Source organism: Shewanella sp. FJAT-52076, from assembly GCF_019457455.1.
In the GTDB taxonomy this organism is placed as follows: domain Bacteria; phylum Pseudomonadota; class Gammaproteobacteria; order Enterobacterales; family Shewanellaceae; genus Shewanella; species Shewanella zhangzhouensis.
In genome coordinates this window covers 2,450,568-2,465,480 of the sequence record NZ_CP080415.1, presented here as the reverse complement: position 1 = coordinate 2,465,480, position 14,913 = coordinate 2,450,568, and the positions used below count along the sequence as shown (strand labels likewise).

General features: G+C 53.2%; 15 protein-coding genes. 8 read left to right on the top strand and 7 right to left on the bottom strand.

Going from position 1 to position 14,913, the window contains the following annotated elements:
* Positions 1 to 9: 9 nt before the first annotated feature.
* The gene (locus tag K0H79_RS10650) at positions 10 to 831 is read right to left on the bottom strand and encodes an rRNA large subunit pseudouridine synthase E (RefSeq protein ID WP_258405374.1); all 822 of its coding nucleotides are present in this window, start codon (positions 829 to 831) and stop codon (positions 10 to 12) included.
* A gap of 270 nt (positions 832 to 1,101) precedes the next feature.
* On the opposite strand from K0H79_RS10650, the gene K0H79_RS10645 reads away from it, so the two are divergent.
* Positions 1,102 to 3,327 carry an NADP-dependent isocitrate dehydrogenase gene (locus K0H79_RS10645; protein ID WP_220075779.1) on the top strand — a complete coding sequence of 742 codons (2,226 nt, stop codon included), beginning with the start codon at positions 1,102 to 1,104 and terminating at the stop codon, positions 3,325 to 3,327.
* A gap of 137 nt (positions 3,328 to 3,464) precedes the next feature.
* Here K0H79_RS10645 and cspD read toward each other — a convergent pair whose 3' ends face one another.
* Positions 3,465 to 3,671 carry a cold shock domain-containing protein CspD gene (cspD, locus tag K0H79_RS10640; RefSeq protein WP_011760171.1) on the bottom strand — a complete coding sequence of 69 codons (207 nt, stop codon included), beginning with the start codon at positions 3,669 to 3,671 and terminating at the stop codon, positions 3,465 to 3,467.
* A 205-nt stretch (positions 3,672 to 3,876) separates the two neighbouring features.
* Between cspD and clpS the strand changes: the two genes are divergently transcribed.
* Complete coding sequence (gene clpS, locus K0H79_RS10635; RefSeq protein ID WP_011760170.1) at positions 3,877 to 4,185, top strand: ATP-dependent Clp protease adapter ClpS; 309 nt, start codon at positions 3,877 to 3,879, stop codon at positions 4,183 to 4,185.
* Positions 4,186 to 4,233: 48 nt separating this feature from the next.
* Positions 4,234 to 6,495, top strand: coding sequence for an ATP-dependent Clp protease ATP-binding subunit ClpA (gene clpA / locus K0H79_RS10630; RefSeq protein WP_220075778.1), 2,262 nt, complete (start codon positions 4,234 to 4,236; stop codon positions 6,493 to 6,495).
* Positions 6,496 to 6,563: 68 nt separating this feature from the next.
* Here clpA and infA read toward each other — a convergent pair whose 3' ends face one another.
* The 3 genes from infA to aat form a co-directional block, all read right to left on the bottom strand.
* Positions 6,564 to 6,782, bottom strand: a complete 219-nt coding sequence (infA, locus tag K0H79_RS10625; protein ID WP_011760168.1) for a translation initiation factor IF-1 — start codon at positions 6,780 to 6,782, stop codon at positions 6,564 to 6,566.
* 110 nt (positions 6,783 to 6,892) lie between these two features.
* The gene (locus tag K0H79_RS10620; RefSeq protein ID WP_220075777.1) at positions 6,893 to 7,606 is read right to left on the bottom strand and encodes an arginyltransferase; all 714 of its coding nucleotides are present in this window, start codon (positions 7,604 to 7,606) and stop codon (positions 6,893 to 6,895) included.
* Complete coding sequence (aat, locus tag K0H79_RS10615) at positions 7,596 to 8,306, bottom strand: leucyl/phenylalanyl-tRNA--protein transferase (protein ID WP_220075776.1); 711 nt, start codon at positions 8,304 to 8,306, stop codon at positions 7,596 to 7,598. Before aat ends, K0H79_RS10620 begins: the two co-directional genes overlap by 11 nt.
* A gap of 51 nt (positions 8,307 to 8,357) precedes the next feature.
* On the opposite strand from aat, the gene K0H79_RS10610 reads away from it, so the two are divergent.
* Positions 8,358 to 8,825 carry a glycine zipper 2TM domain-containing protein gene (locus K0H79_RS10610; protein ID WP_220075775.1) on the top strand — a complete coding sequence of 156 codons (468 nt, stop codon included), beginning with the start codon at positions 8,358 to 8,360 and terminating at the stop codon, positions 8,823 to 8,825.
* 94 nt (positions 8,826 to 8,919) lie between these two features.
* On the opposite strand, the gene K0H79_RS10605 is transcribed toward K0H79_RS10610, so the two are convergent.
* On the bottom strand, positions 8,920 to 9,306 hold the full coding sequence (locus K0H79_RS10605; RefSeq protein ID WP_220075774.1) for a hypothetical protein: 387 nt from the start codon (positions 9,304 to 9,306) through the stop codon (positions 8,920 to 8,922).
* A gap of 184 nt (positions 9,307 to 9,490) precedes the next feature.
* Here K0H79_RS10605 and K0H79_RS10600 point away from each other — a divergent pair, with 184 nt between their 5' ends.
* Positions 9,491 to 10,240, top strand: a complete 750-nt coding sequence (locus K0H79_RS10600; protein WP_220075773.1) for a Nif3-like dinuclear metal center hexameric protein — start codon at positions 9,491 to 9,493, stop codon at positions 10,238 to 10,240.
* A 97-nt stretch (positions 10,241 to 10,337) separates the two neighbouring features.
* Here K0H79_RS10600 and metG read toward each other — a convergent pair whose 3' ends face one another.
* Positions 10,338 to 12,365, bottom strand: a complete 2,028-nt coding sequence (metG, locus tag K0H79_RS10595) for a methionine--tRNA ligase (RefSeq protein ID WP_220075772.1) — start codon at positions 12,363 to 12,365, stop codon at positions 10,338 to 10,340.
* 162 nt (positions 12,366 to 12,527) lie between these two features.
* Here metG and apbC point away from each other — a divergent pair, with 162 nt between their 5' ends.
* Genes apbC through dcd form a run of 3 tightly spaced genes read left to right on the top strand, consistent with a single transcriptional unit; the run spans position 12,528 to position 14,906 of the window.
* Positions 12,528 to 13,640, top strand: coding sequence for an iron-sulfur cluster carrier protein ApbC (apbC, locus tag K0H79_RS10590; RefSeq protein ID WP_220075771.1), 1,113 nt, complete (start codon positions 12,528 to 12,530; stop codon positions 13,638 to 13,640).
* A 12-nt stretch (positions 13,641 to 13,652) separates the two neighbouring features.
* Complete coding sequence (gene udk, locus K0H79_RS10585) at positions 13,653 to 14,291, top strand: uridine kinase (RefSeq protein ID WP_220075770.1); 639 nt, start codon at positions 13,653 to 13,655, stop codon at positions 14,289 to 14,291.
* Between the two features lie 30 nt (positions 14,292 to 14,321).
* Complete coding sequence (gene dcd / locus K0H79_RS10580) at positions 14,322 to 14,906, top strand: dCTP deaminase (protein WP_220064803.1); 585 nt, start codon at positions 14,322 to 14,324, stop codon at positions 14,904 to 14,906.
* The last annotated feature ends 7 nt before the right edge of the window (positions 14,907 to 14,913 follow it).

Below are 14,913 nucleotides of genomic sequence, written 5' to 3'. Positions count from 1 at the left end.
CGGGCTTCCTTACTTGTATAACTCGCGTTTCGTGCCAAGGGCGGTTATGAGGCCGCTTATCTCATCCCCACTAAGCTCCCGGTATTCGCCGTTGCCGAGCTGTCCAAGGCTTATCTCTCCGATAGCGGCACGCACCAGCCTTAACGTAGGGTGGCCAATATGGGCGGTCATGCGCCTTACCTGGCGGTTGCGACCTTCGCAAATCTGAATTTCGAGCCAGCAGTCGGGAATACTTTTTCGCTCCCGCACCGGTGGATTACGCGGCCAAATGTTAGGCGCATCGATGCGGCGCACTCTGGCAGGCAGAGTAGGGCCGTCTTTAAGCTCAACGCCTTTACGGAGTCTATCCAGCGCCGATTCATCGGGAATGCCTTCGACCTGCACCCAATAGGTTTTATAGGTTTTCTTTTTCGGTTCGGTAAGACGGGATTGCAGCTGGCCATCGTTGGTAAGCAGCAACAGGCCTTCGCTGTCTCTGTCGAGCCTGCCAGCGGCATAGACTCCGGGCAAGGGAATAAAGTCCTTCAAGGTTTGCCTGCCGGCTTCGTCGGTGAACTGGCACAATACGTCGAAGGGCTTGTTGAACAGCACCACTTTGGTGACATCTGGCCTCCGGGGCGCAGGCTTGGCACTGGCCCTCTCTGCCGCTTTGTCTGACAGCCGTTTTGAACTGCCATTACCTTTACCGCCAAAAGGCTTTTGGCTTTTGGCGGTTGTCTGCTGGCTACTTTTGTTTGCAAAGCCTCTTTTTTCGCCCTGTGGCTGCCAATTTGATGGGCTGCGGGCAGGGCGCTTGGCCGAGGGTTTATTGGCGCGGGAAGGGGACGACACGGCGTGTGAATTTCCTTTGTAGCTCTAACTGTACAGTTACCTGAGCATAGGGTAACCCCTGTTCGCCCTAAGTGGAATTTGAATATTGAGCCGAATGCTCTATGATGTCGGCCATCAAAATGTGATCCATGCCCATATCGGCATCCCAGCTTTCCGGTAACCCCAGGACGACAGGTTACCGCGCGGTGAAGTCAGGTGCTTATGCTGCTCGCCGTGAATATCGAATAAAAACTATAAATCTTTAAATTATACAATCACGTAGGAAGCAAAATGAAAGATAATTCCCCAACGATTATTTACACTGAAACCGATGAGGCGCCAGCACTCGCTACCCTGTCCCTGCTGCCTATCCTTCAGACATTTGCCGAACCTGCCGGCGTGAAGATCGAAACCCGCGATATCTCTCTGTCCGGTCGCGTTATTGCTGCTTTCCCTGAGAAGCTGACCGATGCCCAGCGCATTGGCGATCACCTGGCCGAACTGGGCGAGCTGGCCACCAAGCCAGAAGCCAACATCATCAAGCTACCAAACATTTCTGCCTCTATTCCACAGCTGAAAGCCTGTATTAAAGAGCTGCAGGCTCAGGGTTACGACATCCCCAACTACCCCGAAGAGCCAAAGACTGATGAAGAGAAGTCTATCCAGGCCCGTTACGACAAGATTAAAGGCAGTGCGGTAAACCCTGTGCTGCGTGAAGGTAACTCTGACCGCCGCGCGCCGCTGTCGGTGAAAAACTATGCCCGCAAGAACCCACATTCTATGGGTAAGTGGGCCAGCGACTCCAAGTCTCATGTGTCTCACATGGAAGCCGGTGATTTCTACGGCTCTGAGCAGTCAGTGACCCTGGCCGATGCCGATACCGTCAGCATAGTGCACACCAGCAAAGCCGGTATTGAAACCGTACTGAAATCAGGCCTCAAGCTGCAAGCCGGTGAAATCATCGACTCAGCCGTGATGAGCAAAAACGCCCTGGTTGCCTTCTTCGAGCGCGAAATCGATGCTGCCAAGGCTGAAGACGTGCTGCTGTCGCTGCACCTCAAAGCCACCATGATGAAGGTGTCTGACCCCATCATGTTTGGTCATGCCGTTAAAGTGTTCTTCAAGCCACTGTTTGCCAAGCATGCCGAGACCTTTGAGCGTCTGGGTGTAGATGTAAACAACGGTTTTGGTGACGTGGTTGCCAAAATCCAGTCTCTGCCCGAAGCCGAGCGCGCCGCCATCGAAGCCGATATCCAGGCCGTATATGCCGAGCGTCCTGCCATGGCTATGGTGAACTCTGACAAGGGCATCACCAACCTGCACGTACCAAGTGACATCATCATCGATGCCTCCATGCCTGCCGCAATCCGCTCTTCAGGCCAGATGTGGGGTCCGGACGGGCAGCTCAAAGACACCAAGTTTATGATCCCGGACCGCTGCTACGCCGGTGTGTACGATGCCACCATCAACTTCTGTAAAGAGCACGGTGCCTTCGACCCACGCACCATGGGTACCATTCCCAACGTGGGGCTGATGGCGCAAAAAGCCGAAGAGTACGGCAGCCACGACAAGACCTTTGAAATCGCCGCAGACGGCGTGGTGACTGTGGTGAACGCTGCCGGTACTGTGCTGATGAGTCACAACGTGGAAGCCGGTGACATCTTCCGCATGTGTCAGGTGAAAGATGCCCCAATCCAGGATTGGGTGAAACTGGCCGTGAAGCGCGCCCGTCTGTCTGAAACCCCTGCGGTATTCTGGCTGGACAAAAACCGAGCTCACGATGCCCAGCTGATTAAGAAGGTAGAAGCTTACCTGCCACAGCACGACACTGCCGGTTTGGAGCTGCACATTCTGTCTCCGGTTGAAGCAACCCAGTTCTCTCTGGCGCGCATGAAAGATGGCAAAGACACCATCTCTGTAACCGGTAACGTTCTGCGTGACTACCTGACTGACCTGTTCCCAATCCTTGAGCTGGGTACCAGCGCCAAGATGCTGTCTATCGTGCCACTGATGAACGGCGGCGGCCTGTTCGAAACCGGAGCCGGCGGCAGCGCGCCCAAGCACGTTGAGCAGGTTCAGAGCGAAAACTACCTGCGTTGGGATTCTCTGGGTGAGTTCCTGGCCCTGGCTGCGTCTTTCGAGCATCTGGCCCAGACTGCCGGTGTTGCCAAGGCCCAGGTGCTGGCCGATACCCTGGATACCGCTATCGGTAAGTTCCTGGATGAGAACAAGTCACCAGCCCGCCGTGTAGGTCAAATCGACAACCGTGGCAGCCACTTCTACCTGGCCATGTACTGGGCCCAGGCACTGGCCGCCCAAACTGCCGATACCGAGCTTGCTGCCCACTTCGGTCAGCTGGCTGATAAGCTTGCTGCCAACGAAGAAACCATTTTGGCTGAGCTGATTGGCGTACAGGGCCACAGCGTGGATCTCGGCGGTTACTATCGCCCAGATTTTGCCAAGGCAAGCGCAGTAATGCGTCCAAGCGCGACCCTGAACGGTCTGATGAGCCACTGAGCATAGTCAGTCGCTGAAAAAGGAGAGCTCAGGCTCTCCTTTTTAATGGGTGTTAAAAAAATAAATGGCAGGAATAAGAACAGAAAATAAAAAGGCAGGAAATTATTCCTGCCTTTTTAACTTTACCTTTCGACGCATCATCGAGCAGGTGTGATTGCTGAAGCGTGCATCCCCTTTGGACCTTGCTCAACTTCGAACTGGACTGGTTGGCCTGCTTTTAGAGTTCGATAGCCTTCCATTTCGATAGTTGAATAATGGGCAAATACATCTTCACCACCTTCATCAGGGCAAATAAACCCGAATCCTTTGGCGTTGTTGAACCATTTAACAGTCCCGCTTGCCATACTTCCACTTCCTTCTGTTGTCTACTTCCCAGTAAGATAGTAAAACCAATTAAGCGGGTTCCTAACTCCGCTTCGTTGAACAGAATGAAAGCGTTAAAAGCGGATGTCAAGCTAAAATTAACAAAGAGGCAACATCTGCTTAATTAAGTGGTATCAATTGGTCAGGCCAGTTGGTGCACTGTATTTGAGAGGCTAATATTGCTATATGGCAAAAGCAGGAAATATAGAAAGAGTTGTCGAGCGTGCCGATACAGAACTGATGCCGCCGTCCATGTATAAGGTGATCCTGAATAATGACGATTACACCCCCATGGATTTTGTGGTAGAAGTACTTCAGCTGTTCTTCAAGATGAATGAGCATCAGGCAACAGAAATCATGTTGCAAATCCATCATCAGGGTAAGGCGGTATGTGGTGTGTTTCCTTTCGGCATTGCCGAAACCAAGGTTGCCCAGGTAAATCAGTTTGCCAGGCAAAACCAACATCCATTACTGTGTTCTTTGGAGAAAGCCTAAAGCATTAAGTCTTTCCGTGCGCTTTAGCAGCAGTTTTAGGGGGTATTTATGCTGAACAAAGATCTTGAAGTGACGTTGAATCTGGCGTTTCAGCAGGCAAGGGATGCCCGCCATGAGTACATGACAGTAGAGCACTTGCTGCTCGCGCTTATCGATAATCCATCGGCCCAGGATGCCTTGGTTGCCTGCGGAGCCAACATCGACAAACTCAGGGAAGAAGTCGCTACCTTTATTTCGCAAACAACGCCGGTCATTACCGATCCCGATGATGACAGGGAAACCCAGCCCACACTCGGGTTTCAACGGGTGTTACAGCGTGCAGTGTTTCATGTCCAATCCTCCGGCCGCAACGAAGTCACAGGTGCCAATGTCCTTGTGGCAATTTTCAGCGAGCAAGAGTCTCAAGCTGTGTATTTACTTCGCCGCAGCGACATTACCCGCCTCGACGTGGTCAATTACATCTCCCATGGGTTTTCAAAGAGTGAAGATGCACCTCAGGAATCCGAGCAGGAACGCATTGAAGATCATTCTGAGCAGGGCGAAGAGCAGCGCAGCATGTTGTCGCAGTTTGCGGCCAACCTGAATTTATTGGCTGCACAGGGGGGGATTGACCCGCTCATCGGTCGTGACAACGAAATCGAGCGCTCGATACAGATTCTGTGTCGTCGCCGTAAAAACAATCCTTTGCTTGTCGGTGAAGCGGGCGTGGGTAAAACCGCCATCGCTGAGGGTTTGGCGTATCGTATCGTCAATGATGATGTGCCCGAAGTCATGCGTGATGCCACCGTATATTCACTGGATCTCGGTGCGCTGCTTGCCGGTACCAAATATCGCGGCGATTTTGAAAAGCGGTTTAAGAGCCTGCTTAAAGAACTCACAGCCGATAAGCACGCGATTCTCTTTATTGATGAAATACACACCATCATAGGTGCGGGCGCTGCATCCGGCGGGGTGATGGATGCCTCCAATTTGCTCAAACCGCTGCTTTCGAGTGGCACCTTGCGCTGCATGGGCTCCACCACCTTTCAGGAATACCAGAGTATTTTTGAGAAAGACCGGGCACTGGCACGCCGCTTCCAGAAGATAGACATCAACGAGCCGTCGGTGGCCGAAACCACCAAGATTTTGATGGGGCTCAAGAGCAAGTACGAAGAACATCATGGGGTACGTTACACCCAGGCTGCCCTTGCCTGTGCGGCAGAGCTCAGCGCCAAACACATTAATGACCGGCATTTGCCGGACAAGGCCATTGATGTGATAGATGAGGCGGGGGCTCGCATGGCGATGCAACCGGCCAGTAAGCGCAGAAAGACCATAGGACAGGCGGAAATTGAGGCCATTATCGCCAAGATTGCCCGTATTCCTGAAAAGTCTGTGTCCACCTCTGATAAGGACATGCTCAAGAACCTTGAGCGTAACCTCAAGATGGTGGTCTTTGGCCAGGATAAAGCCATTGAGAGCTTGAGTGCGGCTATCCGTTTGTCACGCAGTGGCCTGGGAGCCGACAACAAACCTGTTGGCAGCTTCCTCTTTGCAGGGCCAACCGGTGTGGGTAAAACCGAGGTCACCAATCAGCTTGCCAAGTGCTTGGGGCTCAAGCTGGTGCGTTTTGATATGTCTGAGTACATGGAAGCGCACACAGTCTCTCGTCTCATTGGCGCCCCTCCTGGCTATGTGGGTTATGATCAGGGCGGTTTGCTGACCGATGCTGTGATTAAGCAACCCCACTGCGTGGTACTGCTGGATGAAATTGAAAAGGCGCATCCGGATGTCTATAACCTGCTGCTGCAGGTGATGGATCACGGGACCCTCACCGATAACAACGGCCGTAAAGCGGACTTCCGCCATGTGACACTCGTCATGACCACCAACGCCGGTGTGCAGGAAACGGTGCGTAAATCCATTGGCTTTAAACAGCAGGATCACAGCCACGATGCCATGTCGGAAATCAACCGGGTGTTCTCGCCAGAATTCCGTAACCGTCTCGACTCCATCATTTGGTTCAACCACTTGGATTTGACCATTATCGCCAAGGTGGTGGACAAGTTCCTGACCGAGTTGCAGGCGCAGCTTGATGCGAAGCGGGTAACGCTGATGGTGAGCGATGAAGCAAGAACCCTGCTCGCCGAGAAGGGTTACGACAAAGCCATGGGCGCCAGACCCATGGCCCGGGTAGTCAAAGACTTGATTAAACGGCCTCTGGCCGATGAAATCCTCTTTGGCGAACTGGAACATGGCGGCATGGCACATGTCGATGCCAAAGACGGGGAAATCGTTATTACTGCCGAGCGTTTAGAGAAGGTTACCTGAGGTGGCCCTGGCCTTCGAGGCCAACAAAAAAACCCGGATGTTCCGGGTTTTTTATTTTGAAGGGCAAATCAGCGAGCGCGGAAGACGATACGACCCTTGGTCAGATCATAAGGAGTCAACTGAACGGTTACTTTGTCACCGGTCAGGATACGGATGTAGTTTTTGCGCATTTTACCGGAGATGTGGGCGATAACCACGTGACCATTCTCGAGCTCTACACGAAACATTGTGTTCGGCAGAGTCTCCAGGATAGTGCCCTGCATCTCAATGCTGTCTTCTTTCGCCATTAAATATTTGTCCCATTAGCCTTCAAAGATGAAAAACGGGCGTATCATGCCGCAATTTCCCCTGACTGTAAAGGGCGCACTGGGATATAAGCACGGTAAAGCCGAGATAATCAGAGGTTGGCGTCGGTATGAAACTCCCAGCCGTTCTGGGTGAGGATTTGATAGGGGCGATAGAGTCGCTTGTAACACATTTTCCGGTTGGCATCGATTTGATAGCCAAGATAAACAAAGGTTTTGTCCATGTCGGCTGCCAGCGACATCTGAGTCAATATCAGCTGGCTGCCAAGGGACCTGGCATCAAAGTCAGGGTCAAAGAAACTGTAAATGGCCGACAGGCTGGTTGGCAGCACATCGGTCACGGCAACCGCGAGTAACTTTCCCTCAAGTCGTAATTCTACAAATCCCGGCGGTGCCCAGTCACACAGGACAAAATGCTCGTATTGATCTCTGCTTGCCGGAAACATGGGTCCATCAAAGTGTCTGAGATTGATATATTTTTCATAGAGGGCATAGTGCTCATCGCTGCTCTCGTTTACCCAGTGAACCGTCAGGTCCTTATTTTTGGCCAGGGTTCGCTTCTGCCGCTTGGATTGCTGGAAAGTGCGTACCGGCACTCTGAGGGCGATACAGGCACTGCAACTGGGGCAACGGGGCTTATAAATGGCATCACCACTGCGTCTGAAACCCAGCTGTAGTAGTCGCTCAAACAATAGGGGGTCGAGAAAAGGCTCCTGAATAATGAGCAGCTGTTCCTGTTGCTCGTCAAGGTAACTGCATTGGAACAGCTGGCTTATCCCAACGCTGACGTGGGTACTACTCTCCAATTGGCATCTCCTTGGGTAGCCAGCAGCTTTTGGCGACGGGTTCGTCCCGGTAACGTTTAAGCAGCGAAAGGAATGCCGTCCGGCTGACTTCGCGGGCGCCAAGACTTTCGAGGTGCGGATTCATGATCTGTGCATCCAGCAGCTTAAAATCATGCTGCAGCAAATGCTGATGCAGCGCCATCATCGCCAGCTTGGACGCATCGGTTTCACGATGGAACATCGACTCACCACAAAACACTTTTCCTACGGCGAGCCCGTAAAGACCACCAACCAGGCGGTCTTCCATCCACACTTCAACCGAGTGAGCATGTCCCTGGCTGTGCATCTCATGGTAGGCGAGCTGAATTTCCTGGGTTATCCAGGTATCACGCTGTTTTTTACGGGGCTGAGCACAGCCGGCCATCACATCGGCAAAGGCATGATTGATGGTGATGCGCCATGGGCGTTTTTTAAGGCTCTTCTTAAGACTGCGACTGATTTTAAGCGCACCGGGGAGAAAGATAGCTCGGGGGTCTGGTGACCACCACAGAATAGGATCCTCGGCGTTGAACCAGGGGAAAATGCCATCATAGTACGCGGCCAGCAAACGCTTGGGATGCAGGGAGCCGCCGATGGCCAGCAGCCCATTGGGCTCAGACAAGGCCAGCTCGGGGGAAGGAAATCTTATCTGTTCATCATCGATAAAAGACAGGCCGTTCACAAAGGCGTACTATCAAAGGGTTCATCCTAATAAAGTAGCGGAAATTGGATTATGTGGAAACCTGCACTCTGTTGTCTGATGCTTATGGCAGCATGTTTCTCCGGCTCGGTCACCGCCGGTTACGAGCGTAATCAGGCGATGACGGTTGAGAAAGTGCTTTATGGAGAGGTGATCTCAGTGCGTCGACTTACGCAGCAGGAATTAGTGGCTGATCAGCATCGCGGCTGGCGAACCTTCGGTGGCGCTTTGCTCGGCGGCGTGATTGGTCATCAGTTTGGCGGTGGCTCAGGGCAGGATGTGGCTACAGTCCTCGGTGCCTTGCTGGGCGGGGCTATTGCCAATCAGGCCGGAGGCGACAGGTATCGTGAGCTTCGTCTGATTGAGCTGATGATTCGCCAGGAAGACGACTCGCAAATTATGATTTTGCAGGACGAAGACTCAGGCATGCCCTTCAACGCGGGTGATGAGGTACGCGTGGTGTACCTTCAGGGCATGGTCAGGGTCGATAAAGCCATGTGATTGTGGGTTAATACCATTTAAATAATGAAAGCCCGGCATTGCCGGGCTTTTTGCTGTGCGCTTGGCCACAGGATAGCCGCGTATAAACGAGAGTTTATTTTACGCCGCGGGGCAGGGTGTTGCCCTTGGCCAGCAGTTGCTGTTTCCAGAGGTCTTTTGGCAGCAGACCGCCTGAGCCTGGGTTGGCAGCGGGCTTGGCTGCAGCTTTGGGCGCAGTCTTAGGTTTGGCTGTAGCCTTGGGCTCGGCTTTTGCCTTTGGTGCAGCTTTCACAGCTGGCTCCGATTTGGTCGCTTTGGGCGTGTTGGCCGTATTGCCGCTGTGCTCAGCCAGCATGGCTTCTAGCTCGGCGAAACGCAGGGACTTGCCACCATCAATTTTGAACCAGCTTCCTTTCTGTTCAATGCTTACCTTACGGCCTTCGGCTTGCTCCAGCGCAGCCTCCAGGGCTGAGATCACCTCTTCTTTGGTCATGTTAGACATATTGATATAACCTGTTGTCGTCTATGGTTGTTTGGGTTACCCGGACATAGTAAAAGCGGATGTCTGTCTTGTCCAATTTTTCACCGGCAAACACAGACAGGTCCGGCACCGATTGACCCCAAAATCTGGATAAGTACACTTTGACATTAACCTCTTGAGAGTTAAGTACAGTTTTGGAGGCGCCATGGAGCGCAACGTTTTGGGCCAGTATCTGGCCGACTTTTTACAAACCGGAAGATTCAAGGACTACGCCCCCAATGGGCTGCAGGTTGAGGGCAAGGCCGAGATCCAAACCATAGTCACTGGAGTGACGGCCTGTCAGGCATTGATTGAACGTGCCATAGAACTTAAGGCCGATGCCATATTGGTCCACCATGGCTTTTTCTGGAAAAACGAGCCGGACGTGTTGGTGGGTATGAAACAGCGCCGTATCAAGGCATTGCTTGCCCACGATATTAACCTCTTTGGTTATCACCTGCCGCTGGACGCACACCCCGTGGTTGGGAATAACGCCACCCTTGGCCGCCGTTTGGGCATTCTGGATGCCGAGGCGTTTGAAGCCGTGGGCGATGGCTTGCTGTGGGGTGGAAGCCTGGATACGGCGCTCAGTGGTGAGGCCTTTGCCGGATTGCTGGCCAAAGCACTGGGACGAGAGCCTTTACATATTGGTGCCGATAAGCCCGTACAGCGCCTTGCCTGGTGCACCGGCGGTGCCCAGGACTATATCGACCTGGCCGTGAATCTGGGCGTCGATGCCTTTATCAGCGGTGAGGTATCAGAGCGCACCTTCCACAGCGCCAAAGAGCAGGGCATTCATTATTTTGCTGCCGGTCACCATGCCACCGAGCGTTATGGCATAGAAGCTTTGGGTGAACACCTGCGCCGTGAGTTTGGTCTGACGCATCATTTTGTCGATATCGACAATCCGGTTTAAGGCGGTTCAACACTAACTGGAACAAATAAAAAAGGCCGCAATTACGGCCTTTTTTATTCAACATGGCGCTGGCGTCATGCGAGTTACTTTATGCGAGTTACTTAACGCGCATGCCAGGTTGGGCGCCTTCGTGTGGCTCCAGTACAAACAGGTCTTTACCGCCAGGGCCTGCGGCCAGCACCATGCCTTCGGACATACCAAAGCGCATCTTGCGCGGCGCAAGATTCGCTACCATCACAGTAAGTTTGCCTTCCAGATCTTCCGGGTTGTAAGCAGACTTGATACCGGCAAACACCTGACGCACTTCACCACCAATATCCAGCTGCAGCTTCAGCAGTTTATCGGCTTCTGGTACGGCTTCGGCCTTTTTAATCAGCGCTACGCGCAAATCGATTTTGGCGAAGTCTTCGTAGCTGATGGTTGGGCTGATGGGGTCATCGGCCAGCGGGCCTGCTTTAACTGGCTCTGCAGTCGCCTGCAGGTTTTCCTTGGAGGCCTCCACCATGGCAGCAACCTTGTCCAGCTCCACACGCTGCATCATTGGCTTGAACGGGGCAATTTCATGGCCGCTCAAATCGCTGCCTAGACCGTCCCAGGTGAGTTCCATCCTGAAGAAGTCTTCCACGTCTTTGGCAAGACGCGGCAGCACAGGCTTCAGGTAGGTGACCAGAATACGGAACAGGTTCAGGGCGTTGGAGCACACCTGATGGGCTTCTTCCTGCTTGTCGTCCAGTTTCACCAACTGCCATGGGGCTGCATCGGCCACAAAGCCGTTGGCCACGTCCGCCAGCGCCATGATTTCACGCATGGCTTTGCCGTATTCGCGGGTTTCAAACAATTCGGCAATCAGGTCCTGCTTGGCAAGGAAGCTGTCAATCAGGCTCTTATCCGCCACGGGGGCCAGCTTGCCATCGAAGCGCTTGGTGATAAAGCCGGCGGTACGGGAAGCCAGGTTCACCAGCTTGCCAACCAAGTCGGAGTTCACCCGCTGGGCGAAGTCTTCAAGGTTCAAATCCAGATCGTCGATACGGGCACTGAGTTTGGCCGCGTAGTAGTAACGCAGGTACTCAGGGTCCAAATGATCCAGGTAGGTACGGGCCTTGATGAAGGTGCCCTTGGACTTGGACATCTTGGCGCCGTTAACGGTCACATAACCGTGGGCGTAAACGCTGCTTGGCTGACGGAAACCGGCGCCGTGCAACATGGCAGGCCAGAACAGGCTGTGGAAGTAGACGATGTCCTTGCCGATAAAGTGGTACACCTCGGCGCTGGAGTCTTTGGCCCAGAATTCGTCGAAGTTGATATCTGCGCGCTTGTCGCAGAAGTTTTTGAATGAGCCCATGTAGCCGATAGGGGCATCGAGCCACACATAGAAATACTTGCCCGGTGCATCGGGAATTTCAAAGCCGAAATAAGGCGCATCGCGGGTAATGTCCCACTGTTGCAGGCCTTGCTCGAACCATTCGTCCAACTTGTTGGCCATTTCAGACTGCAGTGCACCTGAGCGGGTCCATTCTTTGAGCATGCCTTCAAAGGCAGGAAGGTCGAAGAAGAAGTGCTCAGTCTCTTTCATCACCGGCGTGGCACCACTCACGGCAGAGCGCGGGTTTATCAGTTCGGTTGGGCTGTAGGTTGCGCCGCAGGCATCGCAGTTGTCGCCGTACTGATCTTCAGACTTACACTTGGGACAGGTGCCCTTAACGAAGCGGTCGGGCAGGAACATCGACTTTTCAGGGTCAAACAGCTGAGAAATGGTCTTGGTCTTGATGTAGCCGCCATCGCGCAATTTCAGGTAAATCTCGCTCGCCAGTGCGCGGTTTTCGTCGCTGTGGGTGCTGTGATAGTTATCAAAGGCCACGTTGAAGTCGGCGAAGTCCTGCTGATGCTCAACATTAACCTGGGCAATCATCTCTTCGGGAGCCATGCCCAGCTGCTGTGCCTTGAGCATGATAGGTGTGCCATGGGCATCGTCGGCGCAAATGTAGTGGCACTCATGGCCACGCAGCTTTTGAAAACGTGACCAGATATCGGTCTGGATGTATTCCAGCATGTGTCCCAAATGGATTGGGCCATTGGCATAGGGAAGGGCGCTGGTGAGAAGGATTTTACGTTGTGAATTGGCCATCTTTACTCAAAATCGTGTTGGTCCCGAAATAATTGGCTTAGATACTAACCGATGCGCGCGCTATTTTCACCAAATGCCTGTGCAATTGAGTTATTTGTGCACGCATCTTTTTGGCAATATCTGATACACTTGGGCAAATTTTTGCGGGGGAGGTAATACTGGGTGTTAACTGAGCACAATTATCGACTGGAAGAGCCACTGAAGTCTGCCGTGTTATCTGTGTTGGAGGCCCATGTGGAGCCTCTGCTGGGTAAAGGATTGGTCAGCGCTGGCATGGTGCAAAAACTGGCCTTGAACGGCCGTCGTCTCGAACTCGGTTTGGTTTACCCTTACCCCTGCCAAAGCACTTACAAAGACACCGTAATGACATTGACCAAGGCTCTGGCCAAGCTTGATGTTATCGACGAAGTTGAGTGTGAAATCGATCTGCAAGTTCCTGCCAACGCGGGAAATACCAATGCAGCGCCTATTCCCAATGTCAAAAACGTAATTGCGGTTGCCTCGGGCAAGGGCGGGGTGGGCAAGTCTACCACGGCAGTCAACCTGGCGCTGGCTTTGGCCGCCGAAGGCGCCAGCGTAGGTATTCTCGATGCCGACATCTATGGTCCCTCTGTGCCCTTGATGCTGGGTGTGCCCGATTTTAAACCCGTATCCCCCGACGGCAAAATGATGACCGCCGCCAACGCTCACGGTATTGCCGCCCAGAGTATCGGTTTTATTCTCGACGATGAGCAGGCGGCAGTGTGGCGCGGCCCAATGGCCGCTGGTGCTCTGGTACAGCTGGTGAATGAAACCAGTTGGCCCAAGCTCGATTATCTGGTGGTGGATATGCCGCCGGGCACCGGGGATATCCAACTGACGCTGTCTCAAAAAGTGCCGGTAAGCGGAGCCGTTGTGGTGACCACGCCTCAGGATATCGCCACGCTTGATGCCAAAAAGGGCATCAGTCTCTTCAATAAGGTCAACATTCCGGTCATCGGGATAGTTGAAAACATGAGTTTCCACCTGTGTCCGAGCTGCGGACACAAAGAACACCCCTTTGGTACCTTGGGCGGCAGTAAAATTGCTGAGCGCTATCATGTACCGCTGCTTGGCGCGTTGCCCTTAAACATCGCCATCAGGGAAGGAATGGATGCAGGTAATCCCTCCGTGGTTGCCGAACCTTCGGGTGAAATTGCTGCTATTTACCGGGAAATAGCGCGGAAAGTGGGTGCCAGTCTTGCTAAAACAGGGCCCCAGACCGGTGTATCCATTAGCATTTCGGACGATGAGTAAGGTTTTAAGTATATGAATTCGCAGCAATGTGTCATTATTGGTATTGCAGGGGCCAGTGCATCGGGCAAGAGCCTTATCGCAAAAACCATATATGAAGAGTTGTGCCGTGATTTGGGCACTGATCAGATAGGCGTAATAGCCGAAGATGCCTATTATCGCGATCAGAGCCATCTGTCCATGGAAGAGCGGGTAAAAACCAATTATGACCACCCCAAGGCCATGGACCATGAGTTGTTGGCACAGCACCTGCGAAGCCTGAAACATGGTGACTCGGTGGAGATCCCGGTGTACAGCTACACAGAGCATACCCGGATGAGCGATACCCGTACCATGACGCCCAAGAAGGTGATTATCCTCGAAGGCATCTTGCTGCTGACCGACCCACATCTGCGTGATTTGATGGATGCCTCGGTATTTATGGATACACCGCTGGATATTTGCTTCCTGCGCCGTTTGACCCGTGACGTGGCTGAGCGTGGCCGCACCATGGAGTCGGTCATCAGCCAGTACCAAAAGACGGTAAGGCCGATGTTTTTGCAGTTTATTGAACCTTCCAAGCAATATGCCGACATCATAGTGCCCCGTGGTGGTAAAAACCGTATTGCCACCGACATCCTCAAGGCACGTATTCAGCACCTGTTGGCAAAATAAAAACATAAAACTCAGGGAGATAAAGGCAAGATGCGATTGACAGACTTTGAAATTGAGCAGGCCCTCGACGCCGGTACCATCCTTATTGAGCCTCGCCCAAGCATTGATGCTATCAGCGGCGTCAGTGTGGATGTGCGCCTGGGGAACCAGTTTCGGGTATTTCAGGATCACACGGCACCTTTTATCGATCTGAGTGGCCCAAGTGCCGAGGTGCAGGCGGCGTTAGACCGGGTCATGAGCGACAAAATTGACATCAAAGATGGCGATGCCTTTTTCTTGCACCCGGGGGAACTGGCCCTTGCGGTGACCCTGGAGAGCGTGACCCTGCCGGCAGACATTGTAGGTTGGCTCGATGGCCGTTCATCCCTGGCCCGTTTAGGTTTGATGGTGCACGTAACGGCCCACCGTATCGATCCGGGCTGGCAGGGCAAAATCGTGCTCGAATTCTACAACAGTGGCAAGTTGCCGCTGGCACTGCGCCCCGGCATGACCATAGGTGCGCTTAACTTTGAACGTTTGAGCGGCCCTGTGTCCCGCCCCTACAATAAGCGTAAAAACGCCAAGTACAAGGACCAGCAGGAAGCGGTGGCCAGCCGCATCAGTCAGGATTCCTGAGTCTGCC

Coding starts and splice junctions, on each gene's coding strand:
- dcd (WP_220064803.1), top strand. CDS start 14,322: ATGCGATTGACAGACTTTGAAATTGAGCAGGCCCTCGACGCCGGTACC.
- K0H79_RS10645 (WP_220075779.1), top strand. CDS start 1,102: ATGAAAGATAATTCCCCAACGATTATTTACACTGAAACCGATGAGGCG.
- K0H79_RS10600 (WP_220075773.1), top strand. CDS start 9,491: ATGGAGCGCAACGTTTTGGGCCAGTATCTGGCCGACTTTTTACAAACC.
- K0H79_RS10610 (WP_220075775.1), top strand. CDS start 8,358: ATGTGGAAACCTGCACTCTGTTGTCTGATGCTTATGGCAGCATGTTTC.
- udk (WP_220075770.1), top strand. CDS start 13,653: ATGAATTCGCAGCAATGTGTCATTATTGGTATTGCAGGGGCCAGTGCA.
- cspD (WP_011760171.1), bottom strand. CDS start 3,671: ATGGCAAGCGGGACTGTTAAATGGTTCAACAACGCCAAAGGATTCGGG.
- clpS (WP_011760170.1), top strand. CDS start 3,877: ATGGCAAAAGCAGGAAATATAGAAAGAGTTGTCGAGCGTGCCGATACA.
- metG (WP_220075772.1), bottom strand. CDS start 12,365: ATGGCCAATTCACAACGTAAAATCCTTCTCACCAGCGCCCTTCCCTAT.
- infA (WP_011760168.1), bottom strand. CDS start 6,782: ATGGCGAAAGAAGACAGCATTGAGATGCAGGGCACTATCCTGGAGACT.
- clpA (WP_220075778.1), top strand. CDS start 4,234: ATGCTGAACAAAGATCTTGAAGTGACGTTGAATCTGGCGTTTCAGCAG.
- K0H79_RS10605 (WP_220075774.1), bottom strand. CDS start 9,306: ATGTCTAACATGACCAAAGAAGAGGTGATCTCAGCCCTGGAGGCTGCG.